At 41.7% G+C, this 12,965-nt stretch carries 14 protein-coding genes; 7 read left to right on the plus strand and 7 right to left on the minus strand.

Annotated elements, in window-relative coordinates; translation table 11 throughout:
• Positions 1–67: 67 nt before the first annotated feature.
• The 3 genes from tyrS to anmK all read right to left on the minus strand — a co-directional run bounded on the left by tyrS (position 68) and on the right by anmK (position 3,278).
• Positions 68–1,342, minus strand: coding sequence for a tyrosine--tRNA ligase (gene tyrS / locus SLS51_RS07000; RefSeq protein WP_112875785.1), 1,275 nt, complete (start codon positions 1,340–1,342; stop codon positions 68–70).
• A gap of 120 nt (positions 1,343–1,462) precedes the next feature.
• On the minus strand, positions 1,463–2,116 hold the full coding sequence (gene pdxH, locus SLS51_RS07005) for a pyridoxamine 5'-phosphate oxidase (RefSeq protein ID WP_323836781.1): 654 nt from the start codon (positions 2,114–2,116) through the stop codon (positions 1,463–1,465).
• A gap of 49 nt (positions 2,117–2,165) precedes the next feature.
• Complete coding sequence (anmK, locus tag SLS51_RS07010; RefSeq protein WP_323836828.1) at positions 2,166–3,278, minus strand: anhydro-N-acetylmuramic acid kinase; 1,113 nt, start codon at positions 3,276–3,278, stop codon at positions 2,166–2,168.
• A gap of 347 nt (positions 3,279–3,625) precedes the next feature.
• Between anmK and SLS51_RS07015 the strand changes: the two genes are divergently transcribed.
• On the plus strand, positions 3,626–4,096 hold the full coding sequence (locus SLS51_RS07015; RefSeq protein WP_011146821.1) for an outer membrane lipoprotein: 471 nt from the start codon (positions 3,626–3,628) through the stop codon (positions 4,094–4,096).
• Positions 4,097–4,180: 84 nt separating this feature from the next.
• Here the strand turns inward: SLS51_RS07015 and slyA are convergent, their stop codons facing one another.
• Both slyA and SLS51_RS07025 read right to left on the minus strand, forming a co-directional pair.
• Positions 4,181–4,612, minus strand: coding sequence for a transcriptional regulator SlyA (gene slyA, locus SLS51_RS07020; protein ID WP_112875782.1), 432 nt, complete (start codon positions 4,610–4,612; stop codon positions 4,181–4,183).
• Positions 4,613–5,172: 560 nt separating this feature from the next.
• Positions 5,173–5,412, minus strand: a complete 240-nt coding sequence (locus SLS51_RS07025; RefSeq protein WP_113025448.1) for a DUF1289 domain-containing protein — start codon at positions 5,410–5,412, stop codon at positions 5,173–5,175.
• 172 nt (positions 5,413–5,584) lie between these two features.
• Between SLS51_RS07025 and gloA the strand changes: the two genes are divergently transcribed.
• Together gloA and rnt are read left to right on the plus strand one after the other, a co-directional pair.
• A complete protein-coding gene (gene gloA / locus SLS51_RS07030) occupies positions 5,585–5,998 on the plus strand; it encodes a lactoylglutathione lyase (RefSeq protein ID WP_323836785.1) in 414 nt (137 codons plus the stop codon).
• Positions 5,998–6,651, plus strand: a complete 654-nt coding sequence (rnt, locus tag SLS51_RS07035) for a ribonuclease T (RefSeq protein WP_323836787.1) — start codon at positions 5,998–6,000, stop codon at positions 6,649–6,651. Before gloA ends, rnt begins: the two co-directional genes overlap by 1 nt.
• A 226-nt stretch (positions 6,652–6,877) precedes the next feature.
• Here the strand turns inward: rnt and SLS51_RS07040 are convergent, their stop codons facing one another.
• Positions 6,878–7,225 (minus strand): Grx4 family monothiol glutaredoxin, encoded by a 348-nt coding sequence (locus SLS51_RS07040; protein WP_323836788.1) that lies wholly within the window; start codon positions 7,223–7,225, stop codon positions 6,878–6,880.
• A gap of 155 nt (positions 7,226–7,380) precedes the next feature.
• Between SLS51_RS07040 and SLS51_RS07045 the strand changes: the two genes are divergently transcribed.
• Together SLS51_RS07045 and purR are read left to right on the plus strand one after the other, a co-directional pair.
• Positions 7,381–7,536, plus strand: a complete 156-nt coding sequence (locus tag SLS51_RS07045; protein WP_323836790.1) for a hypothetical protein — start codon at positions 7,381–7,383, stop codon at positions 7,534–7,536.
• A 282-nt stretch (positions 7,537–7,818) separates the two neighbouring features.
• Complete coding sequence (gene purR / locus SLS51_RS07050) at positions 7,819–8,844, plus strand: HTH-type transcriptional repressor PurR (RefSeq protein ID WP_323836792.1); 1,026 nt, start codon at positions 7,819–7,821, stop codon at positions 8,842–8,844.
• Positions 8,845–8,850: 6 nt separating this feature from the next.
• Here the strand turns inward: purR and punR are convergent, their stop codons facing one another.
• Positions 8,851–9,759, minus strand: a complete 909-nt coding sequence (gene punR, locus SLS51_RS07055; protein ID WP_323836794.1) for a DNA-binding transcriptional activator PunR — start codon at positions 9,757–9,759, stop codon at positions 8,851–8,853.
• A gap of 272 nt (positions 9,760–10,031) precedes the next feature.
• Here punR and punC point away from each other — a divergent pair, with 272 nt between their 5' ends.
• The gene (gene punC, locus SLS51_RS07060) at positions 10,032–11,228 is read left to right on the plus strand and encodes a purine nucleoside transporter PunC (protein WP_323836796.1); all 1,197 of its coding nucleotides are present in this window, start codon (positions 10,032–10,034) and stop codon (positions 11,226–11,228) included.
• A 421-nt stretch (positions 11,229–11,649) separates the two neighbouring features.
• Positions 11,650–12,801 carry a cyclopropane fatty acyl phospholipid synthase gene (gene cfa / locus SLS51_RS07065; protein ID WP_323836798.1) on the plus strand — a complete coding sequence of 384 codons (1,152 nt, stop codon included), beginning with the start codon at positions 11,650–11,652 and terminating at the stop codon, positions 12,799–12,801.
• Positions 12,802–12,965 lie beyond the last annotated feature (164 nt).

Consider the following 12,965-nt stretch of genomic DNA (forward strand, 5'->3'; position numbering starts at 1 on the left):
TTATTGGATCCACGCCCTTGCTGTCGCGATGCATCTTGAAATCCATAGGGTATATATGCAACCTTAGTTATTTCCAGCAGATCAAACAATCGTGTTTTTTACCACGACGCAGCAGGGTGTAACGATCAAACAGACGGTTACTGTCAGTAAACAGATATTCAGGTTCAGATTGTTTTTCACCATTAATTGCGACAGCGTTGGAACTGATCATCGTACGCGCCTGACCACGAGAAGGTACCAACCCGGCATTAACCAAAGCTTGTTGCAAATCTGCACCTTTTTCCAACTCAATTACCGGCATACCATCCTGTGCCAATTGAGCAAAATCCGCTTCGGTCAAATCAGCAGCAGCTCCAGAGAATAAACTTTCTGTAATCCGTTTAGCGGCTGCTAACCCCTCTTCTCCATGCACCATACCGGTGACTTGTTCCGCCAACACGTACTGAGCACGAGGAGCTTTACCGCTATTTTTATCTTCTTCTTCCAAAGCATCAATATCTTCAAGATTCATAAAGGTAAAGAATTTCAGGAAGCGATAAACATCAGCATCCGCAGTGTTAATCCAGAATTGATAGAATTTGTATGGACTGGTTTTCTTCGGATCTAACCAAACAGCGCCACCTTCTGTTTTACCAAATTTAGTGCCATCAGATTTCGTGATCAGTGGAACGGTCATGCCAAATACTTGTTTCTGGTTGATACGACGAGTTAGATCAATACCAGAAGTAATATTCCCCCACTGGTCAGAACCACCAATCTGTAACTCAACACCATGTACTTCATTCAGGCGAGCAAAGTCATAGGATTGCAGTAGGTTATAAGAAAACTCAGTGAAAGAGATACCCACATCATCACGGTTCAAACGCTGTTTAACCGCCTCTTTGTTAATCATTTGATTAACTGAGAAATGTTTGCCAATATCACGCAGGAAAGTCAGAACATCCATGTTACCAAACCAATCATAATTATTGGCTGTTTTAGCGCTATTTTCGCCACAATCAAAATCGAGGAAAGGTGAAACCTGTCTACGAATTTTCTCCACCCACTCTTTGACGGTAGCTTCAGTATTCAGTTTACGTTCAGTGGCTTTGAAACTTGGATCACCAATTAACCCCGTAGCTCCACCAACTAACGCTACGGGTTTATGCCCAGCCAGTTGGAATCGTTTTAAACACAGCAAGGGAACCAGATGCCCCAAATGCAAGCTATCAGCGGTCGGATCGAAACCACAATAGAGGGAGACAGGGCCCTGCGCCAGTCTCTCTGCTAACGCATTCTCATCCGTCACCTGGGCAATGAGGCCCCGCTCTTGCAGTTGTTTTATCAGGTTATTGCTAGACATTAATGACTCCATCAATTTGTGTATTTTGTCTGTTGTATAAGTCGCTACTTATAAAAGAGTGCGGCATAGGATAAAACGCCAATACTCTAAGTGCCAGTATTAAAAATGATAATCCACGATTTATGGTGCAAGCCTGTCAACATGCCAGCTATCGCCTTGCCGTTGATAAATAAACCGATCATGGAGCCGGTTTGCACCACCTTGCCAAAATTCAACAGAATCAAAGATCACTTTGAATCCTCCCCAAAAGCTAGGTAAAGGCACCTCACCATTTAAGAATTTCTGTTTCAATTCAAGAAACTTCCCTTCTAAAACACCGCGTGCAGAAATACGGGAAGATTGTTGTGATGCCCATGCAGCAATCTGGCTATCTCTAGGACGACTATGGAAATATTTCACCACTTCAATAGGAGAAAGACGTTCAGCTCTACCAAGGAAAGAGACTTGCCTTTCCAGAGGATACCAAGGGAAATGGAGACTGATTTTGTTATTGTGCGCCAAATGTTTTGCTTTCCGGCTGCCTAAATTTGTATAAAAAATCAGACTATTTGAATCAAAATGCTTCAATAACACAATACGTTGATACGGTTGACCATTCTCATCGACCGTCGCTATAGACATTGCCGTTGGATCACTCAACTTAGCGTCACATGCTTGATTGAGCCAACGCTCAAAAAGTTCAATAGGTTCTTCAGTCAAATCTTTACGCCTTAACCCACCACGAATATATTCACGGCGTAATTCTGCAACATCAAATTCATTATGTTCTGACATTAACGTAGCTCTGTTTATGACTCACTAAATGCCGGACAGCTTATCATTGTTATTGATTAATAACAGGATAAATCGCCCCTAAAATAGTTTCAGTACTCGCACCAGTAACAGAGGGTAAATTCCCTGGCGCACCTGACATTGTACGGAATGCTAACCAAGCAAATGCCAGTGCTTCCATATCATCACCACTTAAGCCATATTTATCTGTCGGGCAAACCTCCGTCCCCGGTAATAAGGCAGAAAGCCGACTCATTATCTGCGGGTTACGTGCGCCACCACCACAAACCAACAGACGTTCACACCCACCACTCAGCATAATTTGCTGTGATACAGACGCTGCTGTCAGCTCGGCCAGCGTTGCCTGAACATCCACAGCTGATATGTCAGGAAAGTTAACTAATTGCGCCTCTAACCAACTCATATTGAAATACTCGCGGCCTGTGCTTTTAGGGGCTGGTCGTGAAAAATAGTGATCAGAAAGCATTTGTCCGAGCAATTTGTTATTAACAACACCTTCTCGTGCCCATTGCCCATCTTTATCATAAGGTTTTTTCTGATGACGCCATACCCAACTATCCATCAGCATATTACCCGGACCTGTGTCATACCCTTTGACAGGTGATCCAGGTAATAGCGTCGTTATATTGGCAATACCACCGATATTGAGAATTATCCTTCGTTCTGTCAGATGGCCTAATACGGCGAAATGAAAAGCGGGAACTAATGGCGCTCCCTGCCCACCATAGGCCATATCCCTCCGACGAAAATCGCCAACCACAGTTATCCCAGTCAAAGCTGCAATACGGTTATTGTCGCCAAGTTGCATAGTGAAAGGCGTATGACTATCTGGCTCATGCCAAACGGTTTGTCCATGACATCCCACAGCAGTAATGTCACTTGCGGTCAACCCGGTTTTAATCAGTAAGCCTTGTACAGCTTCAGCGAATAAAGAACCAAGTTCATAATCCAACCGACCGATTGCCGATAATGTCGTTTGCTGCCCTTGACAAACTGCGAGAATTTTCTGTTTTAATTCGTATGGGAATGGATGCGAATAACTGGCTTGCTGAGCAACAACTTTATCATTGATTGCGGCAAGCACTACATCAACGCCATCCAGACTTGTACCCGACATTACACCAATATAACGACCTGACTTCATAACCATTTAATTTGCCTTCCTGCTTAGAATCTGTCTCGATAAAATCAGAAACCATGCCAATAACTATAAAGCGCAGTGGTTTTGGCTGTATATGACTAATAGACAAACGAAGGAATAAAACCTGAGTTTTGGAAACAACTTCACAAAAAATGCGGAATTTTTCATTAATAGCTATTTCTTTTAAAAATCTCTATTGACGTTTAATATATGTTTAGCACTAGATTGCTAATGTACTGACATTCTATTTGAATAAACTTTTTATTACTTATTGCCAATGCCGGTTGTTAGCCTGATTGCCCAGTGAGCTATCAGATTTCTGCAGTCAGGCATCGAAATTAGGAGTTACTATGTTTAAACACTTTTTAGTTAGCGCGGTTGCCGTTGCTTCATTATCAGGCTGTGTCAACACCGATTCTCTTTCTGGTGATACCTACACTGCTGGACAAGCTAAGCAGGTCCAAACTGTCTCTTACGGCACAGTTGTTTCTGTTCGTCCTATCAATATTCAGGCGGGCAGCAATGAGAATGTATTAGGCGCGATTGGTGGTGCAGTTCTAGGAGGCCTTGTTGGTAATACTATTGGTGGCGGCAGTGGCAACACATTAGCAACTGCCGCGGGTGCGATTGCCGGTGGTGTCGCGGGCCAAAATGTTCAGGGAGCTCTTAATACAACTAAAGGTGTAGAACTCGAAATTCGTCGTGACAGTGGTGAAAGCATCATTGTTGTTCAAAAACAAGGCAAAACAGCCTTTCATAAAGGCCAACGTGTAAGAATCGCAGGCCAAGGTAGTAATATTACTGTTTCACCTCGACAATAAGATATAGATAAGAAAACCGTGACTTCATTCTAGTAAGTCGCGGTCTTCTTTCATCTGGTTAGCATTTCATGGATATCGTAATTACTATCTATTTTGTAATTGGATAATATTTTGCTCTAACTTCTGAACTAAAGTGGAAAGAAAAGCAAGTTCCTCGCGTGAAATACCCCCCAGAATCTCATTTCTTGTGGATTCAATAACACCATCTAACTCCCTAATAACCGATGCAGAATCTTCAGTTAGCTTGATTCTCTTTGCACGACGATCATTGGCACAAGTATGCCGGGTGATAAGCTTTTTTTCCTCAAGCTGATCTAATGTCCTGACTAAAGATGGTTGCTCGATACCGATAGCTTTCGCCAACTGTATCTGAGATTGCTCCTGAGGTAACCGGCTAATATTGTATAACGTTACCCAATGAGTCTGAGTTAATTCTAACGGCTTTAAACGGTAGTCAATTAAAGCACGCCAAATACGAACTAACCGTGCCAGATCTGATCCCAATGTAGATTCCAATTGTCCCTCCTTAAATAACTAGCCTACTAAACATAACAGCCAAATTTTTCTAAATCAGGCTAAAACTAGCCTTAAAAAAGTATATATAACTTCTGTATAATCACAGTAAATTCTTAGTAACTAACTAATTCAGGTAACTATAACCAAGAACAACTAAACTTAATTTAAACTCAGAACAAAACAATTAACATACAATATTTTTAACATAAAAACTATCATAACTATGAATACAAGCAAACAGAAACCAATAAATATCATTCAATACTTTATTCAAAGTACTATAAGAATAGCTGTCATCTAAATGCTAAGCTATCTATTTTTACATTAATGTTGTTTTTATTTTACATTTATCACACAATCAAGCTTAAAATTCCATTTAAAACATAAGGTTATAAAGAAATTCAAATAAGCTCACTTAACCATTTCGTTAATCAAGAAATAAAAAAATAACAAACAAAATACTTGAAATTATAGTAGAACATTTATAATGTTGCCAAAAATATAACCCTATATAAGTAAATCATTGAATTGGTAATCCCAATAACCTCAAAAATCGATAATTAAAACAGTGATGGCTGTTCAGGTGGTTCTTCATCTGTCTGATTTTGTGCTCTCAATACACGTAAATATCTTTGCCGACACAGTCGCAATACTTCACGCTTTTGCCCATCTGACATTTTCATCCAATTAAATCTTTCTTCCCGGCTGCGATAACACCCCAGACAAAACCCCCGCTCATTCGCCTGACAAATTCCTCGACAAGGACTGGGAATAGCAAAAAATTCTAGTTGCTCAGCCATCACATCCCGTTTCCTATACAATTCACATACTATATTTAATTATAAACCTAGATAAGAATAAATTATAATTATGGTCAAATTGAACTGTAACCGTAAGACACGTTATAGTTAGTGGTTTTTGTGCGATCTACCGCACAAAAATATTGGTAAAACCATTAAATTAGAGGTAATTATGCGTTTACTCCATACCATGATCCGTGTTGGTGATCTACAACGCTCCATTAATTTTTACACTGAAGTGTTAGGAATGCGCCTGTTGCGCACCAGTGAAAACACCGAATATAAATACTCACTCGCCTTCGTTGGCTACGCTGATGAAAGCGAAGGAGCAGTAATCGAGTTGACCTATAATTGGGGAGTTGACCATTACGAAATGGGAAATGCCTTTGGTCACATCGCATTAGGTGTTGATGATGTCGCAGCCACTTGCGAATCTATTCGCAAAGCAGGTGGTAACATTACCCGTGAAGCAGGTCCTGTAAAAGGGGGAACAACCATTATCGCTTTCGTTGAAGATCCAGATGGCTACAAAATTGAACTTATTGAAAACAAAAATGCCCGCAACGCTCTGGGTAACTCAATCTGATGTCTGACAAAAAAGAGCCAAACGTCCTTAGTGGACGTTTTAGAGGTTATTACCCTGTTGTTATTGATGTTGAAACTGGCGGTTTTAATGCCAAAACAGATGCATTACTTGAAATTGCCGCCGTTACACTGGAGATGGATGGTGAAGGTTGGCTAACGCCTGGCGAATCACTTCACTTCCATATTGAGCCATTTGAAGGAGCCAACCTTGAACCAGCAGCCTTGGAATTCACCGGCATTGATCCATTAAATCCGCTACGTGGGGCAGTGAGCGAATATGAAGCTCTGCACGCTATTTTTAAAATGGTTCGTAAAGGGATAAAAAATAATCATTGTAATCGGGCAATTATCGTTGCTCACAATGCTAACTTCGATCACAGCTTTGTTATGGCTGCCGCGGAACGCACCGGACTAAAACGAAATCCGTTTCACCCGTTTGCAACTTTTGACACCGCTACTTTAGGTGGTCTGGTATTAGGACAAACAATCTTAGCAAAAGCCTGCATCACAGCCGGTATCCCATTCGATAATAATCAGGCTCACAGCGCCTTATATGATACTGATCGTACCGCTGAATTATTCTGTGAAATGGTCAACCGTTGGAAACAACTTGGTGGCTGGCCCTTAGCAGCAACAGCAGAAAAAACCGGATAAATAGCTGAACAGCTAGATTAATATAACCAAATCTAAACAATAATCCCCCCATATATCAACATATGGGGGGATAGCATAATATACCCGTTATCCTTCAAGTTGCCTCTTTGTTGGCTGCGCTCGCTCACCCCGGTCACATAGTTTGCTATGCTCCCGGGGATTCTCTCCCTTGCCGTCGCGATGCATCTTGAAATCCATTGGGTATAATCTGTAAGTAGTTAAAAAATTACTCTGTCGCGTTTTCGTCCTGAGAACGATATTTATCAGCAGTTTCTTTGATTAATGTTTGTAACTCACCACGCTGATACATTTCAATGATAATATCGCATCCACCTACCAACTCACCGTCCACCCAAAGCTGAGGAAAAGTTGGCCAATTAGCATATTTTGGCAACTCTGCACGAATATCTGGATTTTGCAAAATATCTACGTAAGCAAAACGTTCACCACACGCGGATAAAGCCTGAACCGCCTGCGCAGAAAAGCCACAATTTGGCAATTTAGGAGAACCTTTCATATACAATAAAATCGGGTTTTCTTTAATTTGGCGCTCAATCTTCTCAATAGTCGTCATTTTTATTTCCTTTAAACCAACAGTCTGTTGATAACCAACATCGTCACAATATTGCGGAGAATACCATTTTCTCTCACTAATATGTATCCTGATCTCTTCGTATCCTGACACAGATGACATCATTTTCACGGTTATTTATCTCAGAGGTTGTTAAGATGACAGACACAGCGGCGGCAGAAAGACAAAGAGCAGATAAAGAGACTATCTGCCCAATTTTTAAATCATCTAATCAGTCCAAAACATCAAGCAAAGATCAAGCAAAGAGCGGCAAAAATGGCAATCATCACCAACGTGCTGACAGCAGTAAATAAACCAAGCTTCAAATCGGTATTCATAGAGCCTCCTCAGAATAAAAAGTTTATAACGACAAAACCAGTCTATTGAGATAGTTAATTGCCCTTACATAAGGAAAAACATAAATAGCGATTACCACTCATTTTATAACACTGATTATTGCTTTCACTTTTGAGCTAGATCAGACAAAATTCAGGATTTATCGCTAACTTATTGCTAGCCCGTCTATGTAAAGGACGAGCAAGCGATTAACAAAGCGTTTTAAATTTAGACCAAAAAGGTCAGGAGTCTTTCACCTCATGGCAACGATCAAAGATGTGGCTAAGCACGCTAGCGTCTCAACCACCACCGTATCCCATGTTATTAATAAAACCCGCTTCGTCGCTGAAGATACTAAAGCTGCTGTTTGGGCTGCTATTAAAGCACTGAATTATTCACCCAGTGCCGTTGCTCGCAGTCTGAAAGTTAACCACACAAAATCGATCGGATTACTGGCAACGTCCAGTGAAGCACCCTATTTTGCTGAGGTCATTGAGACTGTTGAAAACAGTTGTTATAGCAAAGGCTATACGCTGATTTTATGTAACTCACACAATAACATTAATAAACAGAAAGCCTATCTCGCCATGCTGGCACAAAAACGTGTAGATGGGCTGCTAATTATGTGTTCAGAATACCCGGAACAGTTGTTGGGAATGTTGGAAGATTATCGCAATATTCCAATGGTCGTCATGGATTGGGGACAGGCCAGAAGTGATTTCACCGATACGATTATTGATAATGCATTCCACGGCGGTTATCTGGCTGGTCGTTATCTCATCGAACGTGGTCATCGTGATATTGGTGCGATCCCCGGCCCTCTGGCACGAAATACCGGCGGTGGCCGTCATCAAGGATTCTTAAAGGCGTTAAAAGAAGCCAACATTCCGATCAGAGAAGAGTGGGTTATTCAGGGGGATTTTGAACCAGAATCGGGCTATAAAGCCATGCATCAAATCTTGAATCAAAAACAGCGCCCGACTGCGGTTTTCTGCGGCGGAGATGTTATGGCTATGGGGGCGATTTGTGCTGCTGATGAATTAGGATTACGCGTCCCACAGGATATTTCTGTCATCGGTTATGACAATATACGCAACGCGCGTTATTTCTCTCCGGCATTGACCACCATTCATCAGCCAAAAGAACGACTAGGGCAGATGGCGTTTTCCATGTTACTGGACAGAATAATCAATAAACGTGAAGATGCACAAACTATTGAAGTACATCCACGCTTGGTTGAGCGACGTTCTGTCGTGGATGGTCCATTTATCGACTATCGTCGTTAATCCGTTTTATTCATCTTGAAGCCATTCAGCATTAAGAGTTTCACTATCGCCAAGATAGTCAAGCAGCCAACTTAATGCTGGAGAATGGCTGTTTTGAACCCATGCCAAACAACATGGACTGTCTGGTAAAGGCTGTTCCAATTCCAGCACGGCGAGTTTATTCTGCCGAATAAGCGGCATTGCCCTATGTTTAGGCACCATTCCCACACATAACCCTTCGTTTAGACAAGACAAACCGGATTCCCAATCAGGAGCCACCAACCGGCGCTGATTATCCAGATTCCAGGTGTCACGCTTCGGTAAATTACGGGATGTATCTTCAAGGCACAAACTGGGATAAGGCCGTATTTGGTCATCAGATAACGGACCCGGCAACTGAGTCAGCGCATGGTCAGCGCTAACCACACATAGCCAAGGCATAAACCCCATATCTCGGAAACTATACCTTTCCCCGACTGGAACTACCCGGGTTGCACCAATTGCAACATCAACTCGACTATTCACCAGCGCGTCCCACACACCATTAAACACTTCCTGATGAATAAAAAGTTCTATATCAGGAAAATGGTGGTAAAAATCAAGAATAAGCTGGCGACTACGTTCTGGTTTGACAACGAGATCAATAGCAATACTAAATTGCCCTCTCCAGCCGTTTGCAACTTGTTGACACTGGTGACGAGTATCAATCATTTTTTTGATAACAGAGCGAGCTTCTTTGATAAAAATAGCACCTGCTTCAGTTAATTCTACATCCCGATGACGACGCTCAAACAACGAAACAGCAAGCCACTCTTCCAGTTGTCTTACGGTATAACTGATCGCAGAAGGGACACGATGAAGCTCCGATGCAGCGGCACTAAAACTGCCTGTTCTGGCAACCGCATCCACAACTTCAAGTGAATATTCCGACCACATAATTTTACCTTTCAATTTTTTTCACAGCACTATGCAAATATTACCATTTTACAAGTAAAAATCACGACATATAGAATATGTGTCAATATTGTTATCTACCTATACCCTATGGATTTCAAGGTGCATCGCGACGGCAAGGGAGCAAATCCCCGGGAGCATAGCAAACTATGTGGCCGGGGTGAGCGAGTGCAGCCAACAAAGAGGCAACTTGAAAGATAACGGGTATATCACTGCAAATTATTTCAATCATGATATTCAAAGAGAGCAATCAAATGAAAAACTCAAGTCAGTTCATGTTCTACCTTGCAGGCTTGAGTATGCTAGGTTATCTGGCCATTGATATGTATCTGCCAGCATTCGGCACTATGCAACAAGAATTAGCGACATCGGCAGAAGCAATCAGTGCCAGCCTAAGCATCTTTCTTGCAGGTTTCGCCTTCGCTCAACTTTTATGGGGACCTCTTTCAGATCGCTTTGGCAGAAAGCCGATTATCATCACCGGGCTATCCCTGTTTTCTATTGGCTGTCTGGGTATGATGTGGGTAACAGACGCCACCCAACTTTTAGTTTTGCGTTTTATCCAAGCCGTAGGTGTTTGTTCAGCCGCCGTCTCATGGCAAGCACTAGTTATTGATCGTTATGAGGCCAATCGTACCAAACGTGTTTTTGCAACGATTATGCCTCTGGTTGCGCTCTCCCCTGCCCTGGCGCCTTTGATGGGAGCTTGGCTGTTACAACATGGCGGCTGGCGCATGATTTTCCTAGTCTTACTGACGATTACATTATTACTGTTGCTTTTTACTCTGTTCTTGCAAGAAAATCGCAAAAACCGTGAAACTCAAGCGCAAACAAATAATGTCTCTTTCCTTGCGCTATTAAAATCACCGCTATTCAGTGGTAATGTTCTGATATTTGCATCATGCAGCGCTGGCTTTTTTGCCTGGTTAACCGGCTCACCTTCAATTCTCGGTGAGATGGGATATACCCCGGACGACATTGGTCTGAGTTATATCCCTCAAACGCTGGCCTTTATCGTTGGAGGTTATGGATGCCGCAGTATTTTAGCCAAAATAAAAAGTGAGATTATTTTCCCTTATCTGTTAATTGGCTATGCTGTCAGTATGATTGTGCTCTATTTAATTGCAAAATTTAGCGAACCAACTCTATTCACCATTCTGGTACCTTTTTGCTTTATGGCTGCGATGAATGGTGCGTTATACCCAATTGCAGTAGCAAACGCTTTATCCGCTTATCCACAAGACAGTGGAAAAGCCACTGCATTACAAAACACGCTTCAATTAGGACTCTGTTTTATTGCCAGCCTGATTGTATCAGCATTTATCAACAATCCCCTTATATCCACAACCACTGTCATGGTTTCTACCGTTGTTCCGATGGCATTAGGATATTTTATACAGTGGAAAAAAAACGCTGATCGCTGCATTCAAACAGTTGAACAAAATTCCTGATATTAATCAGATTATTATCTCAATAAAGGCTGCTAATTATCAATTAATCGCAGCCTTTATTTATTAATTGATAAAACAATTTTACGCTTTTATACTCAATACATTCCCTATTATAAATATACCCGTCATCTTTCAAGTTGCCTCTTTGTTGGCTGCACTCACTCACCCCGGTCACATAGTTTGCTATGCTCCCGGGGATTCGCTCCCTTGCCGTCGCGATGCATCTTGAAATCTATAAGGTATAACCTGGAATTTGAGGTTTTCAGGAGCAATGACTGCCCCCATTAAACTCATGGATTAGTCATCTTTAAGGTTTTTTACTTTGATTCTTTGTTATTTTTTGCATTTTGCGTCTTAGCATCCTGCTTTGCTAGCTAAAACGAGCTCCTCAATATTCCATCCCCCTAACGTTGGAGAGTATATGAGTCCATCCTGTATTAAAAACCCGAAAACAGCCATTAACTCCTGGCAGAGAATGACCAATGAGATGCTAGAAGAAGCAGGTATTCAAATTAATGGTCACAATCCTTATGATATCCAGATAAAAAACTCTCATTTCTATAAAAGAGTTTTACAACAAGGTTCGATGGGATTAGGTGAAAGTTATATGGATGGCTGGTGGGATTGTGAGCGGTTAGATATTTTCTTTTATCGCGTTTTACGCGCTGGATTAGAAAATAAAATGCCCAACAATCTCAAAGATATAGTGAGAATCGTAATAACCCGCTTACGTAATCTGCAAACGCCAAAACGGTCATGGATTGTCGGTCATCAACATTATGATTTAGGAAATGATCTTTTTACCCGTATGCTCGACCCTTATATGCAATATTCCTGCGGATACTGGAAACAAGCTAAAACACTGGAACAGGCTCAGCTTGATAAGTTGAAACTCATCTGCGAGAAATTGGAACTTTCTCCAGGTATGACCCTGCTGGATATTGGCTGTGGTTGGGGTGGACTATCGGCTTATGCTGCTAAAAATTATGGTGTTTCCGTCACAGGTATAACTATTTCATCCGAACAACAGAAATATGCACAGAAACAATGTACAAATCTGGATGTAAAAATCATTCTGAAAGATTATCGGGATTTACATGAACAGTTCGACAGAATTGTTTCTGTCGGTATGTTTGAACACGTTGGACCTAAAAATTATGCAACTTACTTCGACGTTGTTCAACGAAACTTGGCACCTGATGGCTTATTCCTGCTACATACCGCTGGTTCCAACAAAGCTAAAGCCAGCGCTGAGCCGTGGATCAGCAAATATATTTTTCCTAATGGCTGCCTGCCTTCTATTGAGCAAATAGCCCACACCAGCAAAAGCCGTTTTGTTATGGAAGATTGGCATAACTTTGGCGCAGATTATGACCGCACATTGATGGCCTGGCATGAAAAATTTATTACCTGCTGGCCTGAAATACAAGATAACTATAGTCCAACATTTAAACGCATGTTTAGCTATTATCTGAATGCCTGTGCAGGTGCATTTCGTGCTCGCGATATCCAATTGTGGCAAATCATATTCAGTCTAAAAGGTATTGAAGGCGGGTTACGAGTAGCCAGATAATTAACTATACCCGTCATCTTTCAAGTTACCTCTTTGTTGGCTGCACTCACTCACCCCGGTCACATAGTTATCTATGCTCCCGGGGATTCGCTCCCTTGCCGCCGCGATGCATCTTGAAATCCATTGGGTATAAAGAACCTTAATTATAAAAAACCGTTAAGGCC

It is taken from the genome of Photorhabdus africana (genome assembly GCF_035181445.1).
Classification (GTDB): domain Bacteria; phylum Pseudomonadota; class Gammaproteobacteria; order Enterobacterales; family Enterobacteriaceae; genus Photorhabdus; species Photorhabdus laumondii.